The organism is Sphingomonas hengshuiensis (genome assembly GCF_000935025.1).
Classification (GTDB): Bacteria; Pseudomonadota; Alphaproteobacteria; order Sphingomonadales; family Sphingomonadaceae; genus Sphingomonas; species Sphingomonas hengshuiensis.
The window spans coordinates 3,725,163-3,741,443 of sequence record NZ_CP010836.1; the positions used below are offsets into that span (position 1 = coordinate 3,725,163).

Consider the following 16,281-nt stretch of genomic DNA (forward strand, 5'->3'; position numbering starts at 1 on the left):
ATAGCGAGTCCCGCGCCTGGCGGCGCGGCCCCTCCACCATGCTGCGCATGGTCCCCCTCCCCGTTCCGGGGAGGAGTTAAATTCCTTCCCGTTCCGGGGAGGAATTGGATGGGCGACCGTCCCGCAACCGGTTGACCTCGCCCCCCGGCATCCGCAAAGCCCCTGCCATGCGCTTTTTCTCCGACAACGCTGCCCCGGTCTGCCCGCAGGTGATGCAGGCGATGGCGGGGGTGAACCAGATCGACACCGCCTATGACGGCGATCGCTGGTCGAAATCGCTCGATGCGCGCTTCTCGGAACTGTTCGAATGCCCGGTGCGGGCGCTGTGGGTGCCGAGCGGCACGGCGGCGAATGCGCTGGCGCTGGCGGCGCTCTGCCCCCCGCATGGGGGCGTCGTGTGCCACCGCGACGCGCATATCCAGAATGACGAGTGCGGCGCGCCGGAATTCTACACGCACGGCGCCAAGCTGATGATCGCGGAAGGGAACGGCGCCAAGCTGACTCCAGACGGCATCACCGACGTGATCGATGCCATCGCCAACGACGTCCACCGCATCCAGCCGCACGCGATCTCGATCACCAACGCCACCGAATATGGGCTGGTCTATGCCCCCGACGAAGTCGCCGCGATCGGGGCGCTGGCGCGGGCGCGCGGGTTGGGGCTGCATATGGATGGCGCGCGCTTCGCCAATGCCGTCGCGCATCTGGACTGCCACCCCGCCGATGTGACGTGGCGCGCGGGCGTGGACGTGCTGAGCTTCGGCTTCGTCAAGAACGGGGCGATGAGCGCCGAGGCGTTGATATTCTTCGACACCGCGCTGGCCGACCTCACCCTGTATCGCCGCAAGCGCGCGGGGCTGTTGCTGTCGAAGGGGCGGTATCTGGCGGCGCAGTTGCTGGCGATGCTGGAGGGCGGGCTGTGGCTCGCCAATGCCCGCGCCGCCAATGCCGGCGCGGCATTGATCGCACGGGCGGCGGGCGCGCGGCTGGTGCATCCGGTGCAGGCGAACGAAATATTTCTGCGCGCCACGCCGGAGGAGGCGGCGTTGCTGAGGGCGCGCGGCTTCGACTTTTACGACTGGGCGCCGGGCGAAATCCGGCTCGTCACGTCCTGGGACCAGTCGGCCGAGGCGATCCGCCCGCTGGCCGATGCGGTCGCGGCGCTTTGATCGGGAACACGCCCCGCTCGACGCGGCTGACGGTGCTGATCCCCTTCGCGATCGTCACGCTGATCTGGGGTTCGACTTGGCTGGTGATCAAGGACCAGATCAGCGTCGTGCCCGCGTCCTGGTCGGTCAGCTATCGCTTTGCGGTGGCGGGCGTCGTCACGCTGATCTGGGCGGCGGCGCGCGGCGACGGGATACGGCTCGACGCGCGGGGATGGGGCTTTGCGCTTGCGCTGGGGTTTGCGCAGTTCGTGATGAACTTCAACTTCGTCTATCGAGCGGAGGCGCACATCACCTCAGGCGTCGTGGCGATCGTCTATGCGCTGCTGCTGGTGCCCAATGCGATCCTCGCCCGCGCATTCCTGGGGCAGAAGATGGGGCGGCAATTGCTGCTCGGCTCCGCGGTGGCGATGGCGGGGGTCGCCTTGCTGTTCGTCCATGAGGCGCGGCTGAGCCCGGTGGGGCCGCACGAGGCGCTGATCGGGATCGGGCTGGCGCTGGCGGGGGTGCTCTCCGCATCGGTCGCCAATGTGATGCAGGCGACGCGGACCGCGCGCGCCTATCCGATGGCGACGATCCTGGGCTGGGCGATGCTGAGCGGCGCGGCGATCGACGCGAGCTGGGCCTATGCCACCGCCGGCGCGCCGGTGTTCGAGATGCGCGCGGGCTATATTGCGGGCATCCTCTATCTGGGGGTGATCGGCTCCTCGATCACCTTCACCATCTATTTCCAGCTCATCCGCACGATCGGCCCGGCCAAGGCGGCCTATACCAGTGTGCTGATCCCGGTGATCGCGATGCTGCTCTCGACGCTGTTCGAGGGCTATCGCTGGTCGCTGCTGGCGGGTGCGGGGTCGCTGCTGGCGCTGGCGGGGCTGGTCATCGCACTGAGGGCGCGCAGGCCCAATCGATAGGTCGGGTAGAGCGGACGCCAGCCGAGCAGCCGCCGCGCCTTGCCCGAGGCGATCCGTCGGTTCTCGGCATAGAAGGCGCGCGCCTGCGGGCTGAGCTGCGCCTGTTCGAGCGGGATTTCGGGAGTCGGTTCCAGCCCAAGCAGCGTCGCGGCATAAGCGAGCACATCGCTTTGCGGCGCGGGCAGATCATCGGCGAGGTTATAGGCGCCCGGCGGGCCGTCGAACCCGGCGATCACCCCGCGCACGATGTCGTCGACATGGACCCGGCTGAACACCTGCCCCGGCACCGCGACGCGCACCGCAGCCCCCGCCGCAACCCGGTCCAGCGCCGAGCGGCCCGGCCCATAGATCCCCGGCAGGCGGAACACCCGCGCGTTCGGCAGCGCGCACCATGCCGCGTCGGCGGCGAGACGGGGCCCGCGCCGCCCGGTCAGCGGTGCGCTTTCGTCCACCCACGCCCCGCCGCTGTCGCCATAGACGCCGGTGGAGGAGAGATAGCCGAGCCACGCGCGCGACGCCGCGATCTCCGCGCCATAGGCCGCAAGCACCGGATCGACGTCGGTCGGCGGCACGCTGGACAGGATATGCGTCGCGTGCGCGATCTCGAACGCCACGCGCGACCGATCGGCATAGTCGGCACGGCGGACGCTCGCGATCCGCCACCCGCCGGGGGCAAGCGCGTCGGCGATGCGCGAGGCGGTGTAGCCGGGGCCGAAGATCAGCAGCCGCATGGGATCAGAAACACTCGTCGAGCATCAGGTGGAAGTCGTGCTTCGCGGGATCGTCGGCGATGCCATAGGATGCGAGCAGGCGGTCGGCGAGGGCGCCTTCGAATTCGTCGAGGCAGTTGCAGAGGATCGCAAGGTCCTGCCAGCGGTCCGCCACGCCCATCCGGCCCAGATCGATCAGTCCGGTGACGCGCCCGTCCTGCACGAGGATATTGTCGAGCGAGAAATCGCCATGCGTCACGACGGCATCGGGCGCGAGCGGGAGCAGCGCGTGCATCGCGTCCCACAGCTGCGTCGCGGTCCAGCCGGCGCGCGCGTCGTCGAACTCGTCGGTCTCGACCAGCCCGGCATCGATCCGCACCCGCGCCTGCCCCAGCCGGACGCGGTGGCCGGCGTCGAACGGGCACGCCTCGGTCGGGATCGCGTGGAGCGTGCGCAGAATGGCGGCGAGTGCGTCGACGAGCGCGGGCGCGCCATCGGGATCGGCTTCGAGCGCCTGATAGGCGGTGATGCCCGGCATCGCATCGGTGAGCAGCCATGCCGCATCTTCGGTGGCGGTGAAGTGGCGGACTCCGGGAACCGGCAGCCGCCCGCGTGCCCAGCGCAGCCGGACCATCTCGTCGGTCACGGCCTCCGCCACCTCGCCATGGCCGTGCTTCAGGTACAGGTCGGCGCCGTCGGGCGCTGATAGCCGATAGACCCCCGCCCCTGCTTCGCCGACCAGATCGCGATGCCAGCGGCACCCCTCGACCAGCGCGGAGAGGGCGGGTGGCATCGGCTGCGGCGATGCGGGGGCTTCGCGGGCCTCCACGCTAGTTCGCGCCGTAACCGCCGAACTGCACGCCGAAGAAATCGCCCTTGTTCCAGCGTGGGCGCTGGTCGGCATCGGCCAGCGCGCGGGCGACTGCGGCGTTGACGCGCAGGAACTTGGCGGCGGAGGCCCAGTCGATCGGGAGGTTCAAATCGTCCGAGGGCTTGTGATAATGGTTGGCGAGGAAATCCTTCTGCGCCGCATCGCCCGCCCCGCCCGGGCCGCTGTCGACCGAAATCGCGGGGATGCCCGCCTTGACGAAGCTGTAATGGTCCGATCGCACGAAGAACATTTCCTCGGGCGCGGGATCGGGCACGACCTTCAGCCCCTCGCCCGCCGCCGCCGCCTCGACCACGGGGCCGAGGCTGGAGCGCTCGCCGCCCAGCACCACCAGATCCTGGAGCGGGAAGGTGAGGATCGGCATGTCGAGGTTGAGATCGGCGACCAGCGCGCCCGCCGGGACGGTCGGGTAATGCGCGAAATAATCCGAGCCGATCAGCCCCTTTTCCTCGGCGGCGAGCGCGGCGAACAGGATCGAGCGGCGCAGGCGCTTGCCCGATTGCTGGAGAGTGCGCGCGACTTCGAGGATCATCGACACCCCCATCGCATTGTCCATCGCGCCGTTATAGATGCGGTCGCCCTTCACCGCGGTGCCGACCCCGATATGGTCGAGATGCGCGGAGAGCACGACGACCTCGTCCTTGAGCGCGGGATCGCTGCCCGGGATCATCCCCAGCACATTGGCGGTCTGCGCGGTGCGCAGCCGGGTCTTGGTCGCAAGCTTGAGCGTGCCGGGCAGCGCCCCGGTGGGGAGCCGTGCGCCCTTTGCCTCGGCGGCGAGCACGGCCTTCCAGCCGTGCTTTGCGCCCGCGAACAGCTTTTCGGCGCCGGCAGCACCGACATAGCCGACCACTGGCGCGCCGGGCGCAGGATTATACGCCTTGCCATCGGGCGCGGCCCAGGTGCTGCGCTCATAATCCCAAAAGGGCACGATCGCCTCGAACGGGAATTCGGCGCGGCGTTCGGTCGATTCGACGATGATCACCGCCCTGGCGCCGCGATCCTGCGCGAGCTTCGCCTTCTGGTCGTCGTCGCCGAAATGCGCGCTGACGGCGTTGGGGAGCCCCTCTGGCACGCCGGGGAAGAGCAGCACGATCTTGCCGCGCACGTCGAGCCCTTTGTAATCGTCGCGCTTCCCCTCGGGATAGACGATGCCATAGCCCGCGAAGACCAGCCCGCCCTCTGCCGTGAAATCGGGGCTGCTCGGCACCGCGCCGTTGAGGAAATCCTTGCCCCATTCGAGCGGGATCGTGGTGCCGTCGCGAGTCAGCATCCATTTCGCCCTTTCGGACGGGCGATAGGTGACGAGGCTGAGCGGCTGGAGCCAGCTTCCCTTTGCCCCCGCCGGGGTGAGGCCGAGCGCCAGCATCTGCGATGCGACATATTCCGCCGCGATATCGTAATCGCGCGTGCCGCCCTCGCGCCCGCGCAGCGCGTCGGAGGCGAGGAACTGGACATGCGCCTTGATCGCCGCCTGTTCCGGGGGAAGCTGTTGCGCGACCGCGACCGGCGCGGCGAGCAGCAGCAGCGGGAGGAGCAGGCGGCGGAGCATCATTTCTCCATCGGCCCGCCGAACGCGGTGCCGAAGAAGTCGCCCTTCTTCCACATCGGCTTCTGATCGGCGTCGGCGATCTCGCGCGCGATGCGATAGTTCACATCGACGAAGCGCACCCCCGATTCCCAGTCGATCGGGCGCACCTGCGCGACTTCGTCCGAGGGCTTATGGTAATTATCCGCCAGGAAGCTGTCGGTCGCGGCCTTGCCCTCGCCCTTCTCGCCGGGCCAGAGGAAGACCGAGGGGATGCCCTGTTGCACGAAGCGATAATGGTCCGATCGCACGAAGAACGCCTCGTCCGGGCGCGGATCGCTGCCGACGCCGACGCCGATCTGCGCGGCGGCGCGCGCCACCGTCTCGCCCAACGTCGAATGCGCGGCGCCGAAGGGCGTCACATCCTCGAACTTATAGGTGATGATCGGCATGTCGAGATTGACGTCGGCGACCAGGTTTTCCTTGGGCACCGTGGGGTTGTGCGCAAAATAATCGGAGCCAACGAGCCCCTTTTCCTCCGCCGTCACCGCCAGGAACAGGATCGAGCGGCGCGGCGCCTTGCCCGATGCCTTGAAGCGCTTGGCCTCCTCGATCAGCGAGGCGATGCCGACGGCATTGTCCATCGCGCCGTTATAGATGGTGTCGCCCTTCGCATCGGGCCGCCCGACACCGACATGGTCGAGATGCGCCGACAGCACGACGACTTGCTTGCCGAGCGCGGGGTCGCTGCCGGGGAGGATGCCCGCGACATTGTAGCTGGTGATGGGGGTCAGCACGGTCTTGCTGCCCACCGTCAGCGTCGCGGGGAGCAGCATCGGCTTGAACGTCGCATCGTCCTTTTCCGCCAGCTTGACGATCGTCGCCCAGGGCGTCTTGGCACCTTCGAACAGCTTGGCGGCGCCCGCCAGGCTGAGCAACCCCATCCCCGGCGCAGCGGGGGTCGGGATATGGCCGGTGCCATCGGCCTCGGCCCAGGTGACGCGCGGGCGGTCCCAATTGGCGACGATCATCTTGAACGGGTAATTGCCGCGTCCCGCGCGCGGCCCTTCGAGCGAGAGATAGCCGACCGCGCCGCGCTTCATCGCGATCTCGCCCTTGGTCGCGGCATTGCTGAAATGCGCGCGCTCTTCGGCGGGGAAGGCGCTGGGGGCGCCGCCGAAGAACAAGACGATCTTGCCGCGCACATCGACGCCCTTGTAATCGTCGCGGCCCAGCCCGACGATGCCATAGCCGACGAACGCCACCGGCGCGGTGCGCGCGAAGCTGAGCGCGGCGGGGTTGGCGCCGGGGATATAGTCCTCGCCGAACACCAGGCTTACCGGGGCGCCGCCCTTGCGGGTGATCGCCATGCTGCCCTTGTCCGCCGCCTTGTAGCTGAGCAGCGGTACCTTTTGCAGATAGGAGCCGGCGTCGCCCGCCGGGCGCAGGCCCTGTGCGTAGAATTGCGATGCGACATATTGCGCAGCAATGTCATATTCGGGCGAGCCCGCGTCGCGCCCGCGCATCGCGTCGGAGGCGAGGAACATGACATGGCTCTTCATCGCCGCCTGGTCTGCGGGCAGCTCGGCATTGACGACGGCGTTCTTCTCGGGCGTGCCGACCTGCGCGACGGCAGGCGTCGCGAGCAGCAGCGCGAGGGCGAACGGAGGGGCGTGACGGAACATGCAGGGAAACCTCGGGAGGGAGGGTGGAGGGGATCGCCTATCGGTAGCATTCCGCCACTCATAGGCAAGTCGCCAGTTTGGGGTGACGCGCGGCGATGTCGCTCTTATATCGCCGCACTATGGCAGACGCACAGACCGCAACCCAGGCGCCCACGATCACGCGCCGCGAAGACTATCGCGAACCCGATTGGCGCGTTCCGGAGATCGCACTCGACTTCGATCTCGATCCCGCCGCGACGCGCGTCCGCGCGACGTTGCAGGTCGAGCGCAACGGCGTGCATGATCGCCCGCTGGTGCTGGACGGCGATGCGCTGGTCCCCGTGTCCGTGCTTGTCGACGGCGTCGAGGCGACGGGCTGGTCGATGGACGGGCCGAACCTCGTCATCCCGCTGACCGGCAGTGCGCACCGGATCGACACCGAAGTCGTGATCGCGCCCGAGCGCAATACCCAGCTTCAGGGGCTGTATGCGTCGCAGGGGATGCTCTGCACCCAGTGCGAGGCGGAAGGGTTCCGCCGCATCACCTTCTTCCCCGACCGGCCCGACGTGCTGTCGCGGTACAAGGTGCGGATGACCGCGGACAAGGCGCGCTTCCCGGTGCTGCTCGCGAACGGCGATCCGATCGCGCAGGGCGAGGGCGCGGACGGCAGGCATTGGGCCGAGTGGCACGATCCCTTCCCCAAGCCGAGCTACCTGTTCGCGCTGGTCGCGGGTGATCTGGTCGCCAATCGCGGCAGCTTCACGACATTGTCGGGCCGCACCGTCGAGCTCGGCATCTGGGTGCGCAGCCCCGACCTCGCCAAGACCGACCATGCGCTGCATGCGCTCAAGCTGTCGATGGCGTGGGACGAACAGGTCTATGGCCGCGAATATGACCTCGACGTGTTCAACATCGTCGCGGTCGACGATTTCAACTTCGGCGCGATGGAGAATAAGGGGCTGAACGTCTTCAACAGCCGCTACATCCTCGCCGATCCCGACACCGCAACCGATTATGATTACGACGCAATCGCCGCGGTGGTCGCCCATGAATATTTCCACAACTGGTCGGGCAACCGCGTCACCTGCCGCGACTGGTTCCAGCTCAGCCTGAAGGAAGGCTTCACGGTATTCCGCGACCAGAGCTTCTCGGCCGACCAGGGCAGCGCCGCGGTCAAGCGGATCGAGGATGTGCGCGGGCTGCGCGCCAGCCAGTTCCCCGAGGATTCGGGCCCGCTCGCGCATCCGGTGCGCCCCGACGAATATATCGAGATTTCGAACTTCTACACCGCGACGATCTATAACAAGGGCGCCGAAGTCATTCGGATGATCCACACCATCCTCGGCCCGGACAAGTTCCGCGCGGGCACCGACCTGTATTTCCAGCGCTTCGACGGCACCGCCGCCACCTGCGAGGATTTCGTCGCGAGCATGGAGGAAGCAAGCGGCGCCGACCTGAGCCAGTTCCGCCGCTGGTACACCCAGGCGGGAACGCCGCGCGTCTCCGCGACGCTGACGCAGGAAGGCGGGCGCGCGCGCCTCAGCCTGCGCCAGAGCGTGCCGCCGACGCCGGGCCAGCCGGTCAAGGAACCGATGGTCCTGCCGCTCAAGATCAAGCTGTTCGGCAGCTTCACCGGGCGCGCAATGTGCGACGAGCAGCTCATGCTGTTCAAGGACGATGCCGCCGAGATGGTGTTCGAGAATCTGTCCGAGACGCCGGTGCTGTCGATCAACCGCGGCTTTTCCGCGCCGATCATAGTCGAGACCAACCGCACCGCCGCCGACCTGGCATTCCTGTCGGCGCATGATGACGATCCCTTTGCCCGGTACGAGGCGATGCAGCAGTTGATGCTCGATACGCTGGTGGCCTCGGTCGCCAGCGGATCGGCGGATCACCAGCCGGTGATCGACGCGGTGCGAAACACGCTGACCGACGGCGCGCTCGACCCGGCCTTCATCGCCGAGGCGGTGCTGCTGCCCTCCGACAGCTTTATCGGCGACCAGATGGCGGTGGTCGATCCCGAGGCGATTTTCCGCGCCCGAGAATCACTGCGCCGCGACCTGGGCATGGCGCTCAACGCCGAATGGCGCGCCGCCTATGACGCGGTGCGCGCCAACCGCTTCGAATATTCGCCGACGGGCAAGGGCGCGCGGCGGATCAAGACCGTGGCGCTGGGCTATATCGCGGCGAGCGGCGCGGCGGACGCCGCCGCGCTGGCCTATGCCCAGTTCGAAGGCGCGGACAATATGACCGATCGCCAGGGCGCGCTGACCACGCTGGCCAGCGGCACCTCGCCGCTGCGCGAACAGGCGATCGAGGCGTTTTACCAGCGCTATGCCGGCAACGGGCTGGTGCTCGACAAATGGTTTCAGACCCAGGCGCTGTCGAGCCGCGACGACACCGCGCAGCGCGTCGAGGCGCTGGCGCAGCATCGCGACTTCACGCTCGCCAATCCGAATCGCGCGCGCGCGCTGATCGGGGCGTTCGCGGTCAACCAGCGCGCGTTCCACGATATTTCGGGACGCGGCTATCGCTTCGTCGCGGACCAGTTGATCGCGCTCGACCGGCTCAACCCGCAGACCGCGGCGAAGCTGATCCCGCCGCTGGGCCGGTGGAAGCGCTTCGACGCCGCCCGCGCCGCCCGGATGCGCGCCGAGCTGGAGCGGATCGTGGCGACGCCAGGGCTGAGCAAGGACATGTTCGAGCAGGCGACCAAGTCGCTGGATTGAGGGGGGGATGGCGGCATTCCGCGCCATTCGGGTCGGGCCGCTTCCGGTGGATATTGTCAATGCCGCCTTGGGAACTGACCTCGAACCCGGCGAGGTTTGGGTCAGTGCCGCGTGCCATGCCCATATCGCGACCGATCATGCCGGCGATTACCCGCACATAATCGCCGCCATTTTCGACATTGTGGCGCGCCCGCTCTATGTCGGGCAGGACCCGAAGCACGGGCGCAATTTCTATCTGGTGCGGCCGATGCCCGAGGGCTCGGCGAACCCGCATGGTCTGGTCTCGGTAGGCTTCGAGCGCAATCGCTTCGGCGGGTATAATGTACGCAGTGCGTACACCGTCAGCCAGGAGACGATAAACCAGCGCAGAAGCGCCAACAGGTTGCATCTCGCCCGATAGAAAAAGGGGAAGGCAAAGCCCTCCCCTTTTGGTCTGAGCGCGTTGCAAAGCGCGATCTCTCGGCTCGAAGCCTATACCCGGCCCTTTCAGACCCGGTGCGTGGGTAGCGGTTCCACCTCTCAAACCAGTACCGGCTACCTAGTGCAAAGGGGCGGAAAATTCAAGCCTGAGGCCCCTCACCCCATCACGTTGCGCCCCCGCCGCACCGTCGCGGTATGACCGATGCTTGCCCGGGTCGTGCGCTCCGTCACGGTATCCATGAACACCCAGTCGTTGCGCGCACCCTCCGGGGTCAGGGTCAGCGCCATATAGCCGCGGCGGCTGGTGTCGCACCATTTCAGCTCGGGATTGGCGGCGACCATCCCGGCGGCGATCACCTTCGGATCGGCGGCGGCATAGGCTTCGTAGCCCGGCGACGTGACGGCGTGCCCGGCGAACTCGACGCCTGCGGGCTTGCCGTCCTGGCCCAGGTCGAAGGCCCATGCATTGTGGCTGTCGCCGCAGAGCACGATCAGGTCCGCGCCCGCCGCCTGCGCCGACTTCAGGAAGCGCGCGCGCGCCGCGGGGAAGCCGCCCCAATTGTCGAGATCGGCGGGGAGCCCCAGCTTGCCCGCCATCACCCCTGCCTCGACATAGGCCTTGGTCGCAGCGCCCGAATCGGGCTTTAGCCAATCCAGCGCCTGGGCCGGGACTCGCTGCTGGCCCATGATCGTGCCGAAGCCGACGACCTGCCATTTCTGGCCACGCCGCACCGACCCGGCGAGTGCATGCCCCAGCCACACCTCCTGCTCGGTGCCGAGCATCGTCCGCGCCGGGTCCTGGAGCGCGCCGTCGCGGAACTCGGCGAGCGCGCGGGCCGGATTGGCCGTCTTGAACAGCGCGTCGAGATCGGGTTCGTCGCTGCGCGCGATCAGCCGGCTTTCGGTGCGGTACAGCGTCGCCAGCGTGCCGATGTCATAGCTGCCCCAGGGCGTCTCCGACACGGGCATCCATTCCTTGAACGCCTGGAGCGCGGCCGCCTTGCGATCATTCCAGTCGGCTTCGTCGGGCTGGTTGTTCTGCGCGCTCATTTCGCGGCTGTTATTGGCCGATTCGTGATCGTCCATCTGGACCAGCATCGGCTTCATCGCGTGCAGCGCCTGGAGGTCGGGATCGCTGCGATAGCTGGCGTAGCGGAGGCGATAATCGGCGCGGTGTATCATCTCGCCCGCGGGTTCGGGCCAGCGATTCGCGACCGCGCCGCCCGCGGGCGCATAGCCGCCGCGCTTATATTCGTAGAGATAGTCGCCGAGATGGACCCACAGGTCGATATCGTCGCGAGTCGCGGCATGGCCATAGGCATTGAAGAAGCCGAACGGCAGGTTGCTGCACGAAAACACCCCGATGCCGAAACGCGCGACCGGGCCGATAGGGAGCGTCCTGGTCCGACCCACCGGGGAGAATCTGCCATCGGGGGCGACGAAGCGATAGAAATAGGGCGTATTCGGCGACAGGCCCTGCACCGTCACCTTGGCCGTGAAATCGCGCCATGGCCCGGTGATCTGTTCACCACCCGACACGATCCGCGCGAAATCGGCGGTGGACGAGATTTCGGCGCGGAGCCGCACGGCGTCGCCGGTCGACGGCACATAGCGCGTCCATAACAGCATCGTATCCGGCCCCGGCTCGCCGCTCGCCACCGAATGGGTGAAGCCGCTGGCCAAAGCCTGTGCGCGCGCGAAGCCGGGGAGCGCCAGCGCGCCCAGCCCCAATGTGCCGGTGAGCAGCAGCGAACGGCGATCGATGTTCAGGGTCATGGCTTCCTCCAATGGGACGAGCGCTTGCCCTGCTGCTGTGTCGGGTTCGTGACAGCCGCCGCGGCTGCGGCTATGGAACGCCCAAGTCGTAAACAATCAGGCGGTTCGTACATGTCTTCGCTTCGGCATACGCCCACTCCGGCCGGGAGCCCCCGACTTGCCCGCTGACACGGCCCTTCTCGATTCCCGACTCGCCCCGTTCGCCTCGCTCCAGACCGCTGTCGCCGCGCTGCCGCGCTGGTCGATCCTGCTGCTCGTCGCCATCGCCGTCCGCGCGCTGACCTTCGGCAACCCGGTGGTGCATGTCGACGAGGAATTCTATTTCGTCACTGCGCGGATGATGCTCGACGGCGCGCTGCCCTTTGTCGACATCTGGGACCGCAAGCCGGTGGGATTGTTCCTGCTGTATTTGCCCGCCGCGGCGTTCGGCGTGCCGGGGGGCATCTGGGTCTATCAGATGATGGCGCTGGCCAGCGTGGTGGCGACTGCGCTCGTGATCCTGCGGCTGGCGAAGCATGCCGGGTGGGAACGCGGCGGGATGGTCGCGGCGATTCTGTATATCCTGATGCTCAATTTCGGCGACGGCCAGGGCGGGCAGTCGCCGGTCTTCTACAATCTGCTCACCGCGGTCGCCGTCGCGGCGATCGTGCCGCGCCCGCGCGAGGCGCGCGATTCCGCCGCGCGGTTCCGCCGGGGCATGATCGCGATGGCGCTGATCGGCGTCGCGCTCCAGATCAAATATTCGGTGCTGTTCGAGGGCGCGTTCCTGGGGCTGTGGCTGATGTGGCGCGAGCATCGGCTGGGCACGAGCACCGCCGACGTGGTGCGGCGGGGCGCCGCATGGGCCGCGATCGCCGCCGCACCGACGCTGGCGGCATGGGCGTTCTATGTCGCGGTCGGCCATGGCGATGCGTGGTTCTACGCCAATTTCGGATCGATCGTCGATCGGCAGAGCGATCCCGCCCTGGTGCTGCTGCGCGCCTTTCTGAAGGTCGCGCTGATCCTGGGGCTGCTGCTGATCGTCAGCGGGCTGTCGCGCCGGGTGCCGGTTCGCGACGCGAGCGAGCATCCGGTGCGCGCGCTCTATTTCGGCTGGCTGATCGCGTCGGTGTTCGGGCTGCTCGTCTTCGGGTCGTGGTTCAACCATTATGCGCTGCCGGTGCTGCTGCCGGCGTGCGTGTGTTGCGCAGGCTATCTGGGCGGGCACCGGCTGGGCCGCGCCCTGGTGGCGCCGGCGTTGCTGGCGATGGCGCTGTTCGGCGGCGAATATACTGCGTGGAGCGCGGCGTGGCACCGCGGCAACGCGCAGCAGCTCGAGACGCTGGCCGACGCGATCGGGCACGGGCCGGGCTGCATGTACGTCTATTCGGGCAATTCGATACTCTACAGCTATACCGGGCGTTGCGCGCTGAGCCCGTGGCTGTTCCCCAGCCATTTGTCGCGCGAGCGCGAGAATGGCGCGCTGGGGGTCAACCAGCTTGCCGAGATCGACCGGATTTTCGACCAGCGGCCCGAAATCGTCGTGATGCGCCCCGAATATTTCGGCGAGCGGATGGCCGCGCATGCCCTGACGGTACGGCGGCTGAACGCGGGGGGCTATACGCTGCGCGGGCGATACCCGCTCGGCGACCTGATGATCGACGTCTATGCGGCGCCGGGCGTGACCGCGAGCGCGGTGCCGATCCCGCCGCGCCGGGCGGCCAGCAAGCCTTCATAATAGGCCATCAGCTCGACGGCATGGTCATAATCGCTGCGCACCCGCTGCGCAGCATGGCGGGCGGCGGCGCGCAGGATCATGGGCTCGCGCGCGAACATCCGCCGGATCGCGTCGGCCGCCGACAGCGCGTCGCGCGCGGCATAGGTCTCGGCGAACAGCGGATCGGCGAGCTCGGCGAACCCGCCTTCGTCCGGCCCGATCAGCGGCAGCCCCGATGCCAGCGCCTCGGACGCGACCAGCCCGAACGGCTCGGCATCCGATCCGTGGATCAGCGCGTCGCAGCTCGCCATGATCCGCGACAGCCGCACGCGATCATAAACCGGGCGGAAAATCTTGATGTGCGGGCTGCCCGCGATGCGGGTCTCCAGATGGCGGCGCTGCGGTCCGTCGCCGATCAGCATCAGCCCCACGGGCAAGTCGTTCGCCGCCGCCTCGACCGCGTCGATCACCAGCGGCCAGCGCTTTTCCTTGTGATGCCGCCCCAGCCCGAGCAGCAAATGCCCCTCCGGCGGTAACCCCAATTGCGCCAGCATCGCCACGCGCAGCTTCTCGTCGCGCAGATCGGGGGAGAACCAGCTCCGCTCGATCCCCAGCGGCATCGACGCATCGACGTGCATCCCCCGGCGGCGAAAGCGCTTGGCCAGCGCCGGGCCGTTGGTGACGAAGGCGTCGTAATGCGCGAGGAAGCGGTTCATGTACCGCGTGTACCAGGCAAAGGCCTGTTCGACCTGGATCGGCGTGGCCACGCTGTCGAGCCAGCGCTGCGGATAGGCGCCGATCTGGTCGCCATGCGCGAAGAATACCTTGAGCGCATCGCCCTTCCAATTGGCGACGGTCCAGCCGGGGAGCCAGGGCGAGCTGCATTCGACGATATCGGGCCGCAACTGGTCGAGCAGCGCCCAGACCGGCGCATCCTTGACGAAGATGCAGTAATTGCGATCCAGCACGAGCGCCGGCGACTTGACCCAATGGATGCGTCCGCCACCGGGCCGGTCCTCGATGCCGTCCTCCAGCGCGGGGGCGACGACGATCAGCTCGTGCCCGAGATCGGCCATGATCCCCATCTTGCGATCGAGATAGGTGCGCACGCCGCCGCCGGTGGGCGAGTAGAACTCGTTGACGTCGACGATGCGCATCGCGGCCCCCTCCCCCCGATCAGTCGTCGATCGGGCCGAAGCCGCCCAACCCGCGCAGATATTGCGCGTGGACGGTGATCTGGCCGCCCTGTGCGGGGATGTTCACCAGCGCCTGGCGCACCTTGGGCCGGCTGCGCCCCAGCTTCTGGTTGCTGGGGAAACCGGCGCCGTCCTGCCAGAAGTTGAACTTGTTCTTGCCGTCGCGGTCATGCGTGAACAGCAGCGCCCATTGTCCGGCGGCGGGCGCGCGGATGCACACCGATACCGGGCCCGAAGCGGGCGTCGGCGCCCAGACGCGGCGCATCTGCTTGCCCTGCGCCTTGAGGTCGCGATCGTCGCGCAGGAAATCGGCTTCGTTGGGGGGATAGATCTCGACCTTCAGCCGGCCGCTGCGGTCCTTCAGCCCGACCACGTTGACGCGCAGCTGCGGCCCGGTGCCGATCGCGCACGAACCGTCCACCGGGTCCTGCAGTTCGGCCGCGGCCGTGGCGCCGGTGACGGGCAGGATGCCCATGCCCAGGGCCAGGACGAGAACGACACGGGTGCGGTTCATTGCTTGTTCCTCGTAATCAGCGCGTGGATGCTGAAGCCCATGATCAGCGCCACATGGCCCAGGAGCGTAAGGCCGGCGATCAGCGCCATCAACTCGGACAGGGCCTGCCCCTGCCCGATGATCATGATCGCGAAGTTGGCGAAAAGCAGTTCCTTGTTGGGAACCAGCGGCAGGCGCCATGCGAGCAGCCGCGCCGCCGCCATCAGCAACCATACCCCGACCGAAACCTGGGGCATCGCGAAATGCCAGGCAAAGGCGATGAGCATCGACCCGCAGACGATACGCGCGCAGTGGATGCCGAACACCCACCAGAGCTGGCCGCGGGGCAGCGAGAATACCCGCTTCGAAAAGATCATGAACGGCAGCGACATCGCGAAGATGACGGCGATCGATCCCATCAGCGTGTTGAATTCGGCAGGCTTGAGCAAATTGATCCCGAACGGCAGCGCCATCGCGACCACCGCCAGCGTCACGGCATTGCCCGCGATCGCCGAGAGGATCAGCACGTCCTTGACCGCCCCGAACGGCGCCGCGACCATCCGCGTCCGCTGGCGCGCCCAGGCGTAGAAATAGGCCTCGCCCGAATAGCCGATCAGCACTTCGTTCGAGATGCGCTTCTTGTGCAGCGCGGCCATGCCCGCGAGCGGGATATTCCACAGCCGGCGGAAGATGATGTAATCGAAGGTCGGCGGGCCGAGATAATAGACCGCGAAGACGATGTAGAACAACGGGTTGGTCGGCAGCGCACGGGTCAGCCCGGCCAGCCCGGACCCGAACAGCTCGCGCCCCAGCCCGACGATCATCAACAGAGTAAGCCCGGCGCCCAGGATCATCGGCCAGCGCCGCCGGATCTTCTCCACGGGCTCAAGCCCGGCCAGGTCTGTAGCGCCCGCACGGGGAGCTTCGACAACGCTCGTGTTCACCGAAGACTCCACAACAGGGCTTTTCACCAATTCGCCTTCCGCCGCAAATGCGCGAAACAAATTTCGCATTGTTTCCGCACTTCCACCCTAAGCCTCTATAGGCCCGATACGCGACGCTGGCGGAAGTGGCAGCGGAATGCGGTTTATTCCGGGGGC

General features: G+C 67.6%; 13 protein-coding genes. 5 read left to right on the plus strand and 8 right to left on the minus strand.

The annotated features are described in order from the left end of the window. Positions 1-167: 167 nt before the first annotated feature. Positions 168-1,169, plus strand: coding sequence for a threonine aldolase family protein (locus TS85_RS16740; RefSeq protein WP_044333776.1), 1,002 nt, complete (start codon positions 168-170; stop codon positions 1,167-1,169). Next, entirely contained in the window at positions 1,166-2,080 is a 915-nt protein-coding gene (locus tag TS85_RS16745; RefSeq protein ID WP_044333778.1) for a DMT family transporter, read from the plus strand. Before TS85_RS16740 ends, TS85_RS16745 begins: the two co-directional genes overlap by 4 nt. Here the strand turns inward: TS85_RS16745 and TS85_RS24805 are convergent. Genes TS85_RS24805 through TS85_RS16760 form a run of 4 tightly spaced genes read right to left on the minus strand, consistent with a single transcriptional unit; the run spans position 1,990 to position 6,892 of the window. Next, on the minus strand, positions 1,990-2,811 hold the full coding sequence (locus tag TS85_RS24805) for a Rossmann-fold NAD(P)-binding domain-containing protein (RefSeq protein WP_077228668.1): 822 nt from the start codon (positions 2,809-2,811) through the stop codon (positions 1,990-1,992). The two genes, TS85_RS16745 and TS85_RS24805, sit on opposite strands and share 91 nt — an antisense overlap. A 4-nt stretch (positions 2,812-2,815) precedes the next feature. Further along, a complete protein-coding gene (locus TS85_RS16750; RefSeq protein ID WP_044336478.1) occupies positions 2,816-3,583 on the minus strand; it encodes an APH(3')-I family aminoglycoside O-phosphotransferase in 768 nt (255 codons plus the stop codon). A gap of 37 nt (positions 3,584-3,620) precedes the next feature. Next, positions 3,621-5,234 carry a M28 family metallopeptidase gene (locus TS85_RS16755; RefSeq protein ID WP_044333779.1) on the minus strand — a complete coding sequence of 538 codons (1,614 nt, stop codon included), beginning with the start codon at positions 5,232-5,234 and terminating at the stop codon, positions 3,621-3,623. Further along, entirely contained in the window at positions 5,231-6,892 is a 1,662-nt protein-coding gene (locus TS85_RS16760) for a M28 family metallopeptidase (RefSeq protein ID WP_044333780.1), read from the minus strand. Before TS85_RS16760 ends, TS85_RS16755 begins: the two co-directional genes overlap by 4 nt. 119 nt (positions 6,893-7,011) lie before the next feature. On the opposite strand from TS85_RS16760, the gene pepN reads away from it, so the two are divergent. After that, a complete protein-coding gene (gene pepN / locus TS85_RS16765) occupies positions 7,012-9,600 on the plus strand; it encodes an aminopeptidase N (RefSeq protein ID WP_044333782.1) in 2,589 nt (862 codons plus the stop codon). Between the two features lie 7 nt (positions 9,601-9,607). After that, positions 9,608-10,000: a hypothetical protein gene (locus tag TS85_RS16770; RefSeq protein WP_044333783.1), complete on the plus strand. Its 393-nt coding sequence runs from the start codon at positions 9,608-9,610 to the stop codon at positions 9,998-10,000. A gap of 176 nt (positions 10,001-10,176) precedes the next feature. Here TS85_RS16770 and TS85_RS16775 read toward each other — a convergent pair whose 3' ends face one another. Further along, positions 10,177-11,796, minus strand: coding sequence for an alkaline phosphatase D family protein (locus tag TS85_RS16775; protein WP_044333784.1), 1,620 nt, complete (start codon positions 11,794-11,796; stop codon positions 10,177-10,179). Positions 11,797-11,953: 157 nt separating this feature from the next. On the opposite strand from TS85_RS16775, the gene TS85_RS16780 reads away from it, so the two are divergent. Beyond that, positions 11,954-13,513 carry a hypothetical protein gene (locus TS85_RS16780; RefSeq protein WP_052507975.1) on the plus strand — a complete coding sequence of 520 codons (1,560 nt, stop codon included), beginning with the start codon at positions 11,954-11,956 and terminating at the stop codon, positions 13,511-13,513. Here the strand turns inward: TS85_RS16780 and TS85_RS16785 are convergent. Genes TS85_RS16785 through TS85_RS16795 form a run of 3 tightly spaced genes read right to left on the minus strand, consistent with a single transcriptional unit; the run spans position 13,441 to position 16,125 of the window. Beyond that, the gene (locus tag TS85_RS16785; RefSeq protein ID WP_044333785.1) at positions 13,441-14,649 is read right to left on the minus strand and encodes a glycosyltransferase; all 1,209 of its coding nucleotides are present in this window, start codon (positions 14,647-14,649) and stop codon (positions 13,441-13,443) included. The genes TS85_RS16780 and TS85_RS16785 overlap by 73 nt on opposite strands. Positions 14,650-14,668: 19 nt before the next feature. Continuing rightward, positions 14,669-15,202 (minus strand): DUF2141 domain-containing protein, encoded by a 534-nt coding sequence (locus TS85_RS16790; RefSeq protein ID WP_044333786.1) that lies wholly within the window; start codon positions 15,200-15,202, stop codon positions 14,669-14,671. Beyond that, complete coding sequence (locus tag TS85_RS16795) at positions 15,199-16,125, minus strand: hypothetical protein (protein WP_052507976.1); 927 nt, start codon at positions 16,123-16,125, stop codon at positions 15,199-15,201. Before TS85_RS16795 ends, TS85_RS16790 begins: the two co-directional genes overlap by 4 nt. Positions 16,126-16,281 lie beyond the last annotated feature (156 nt).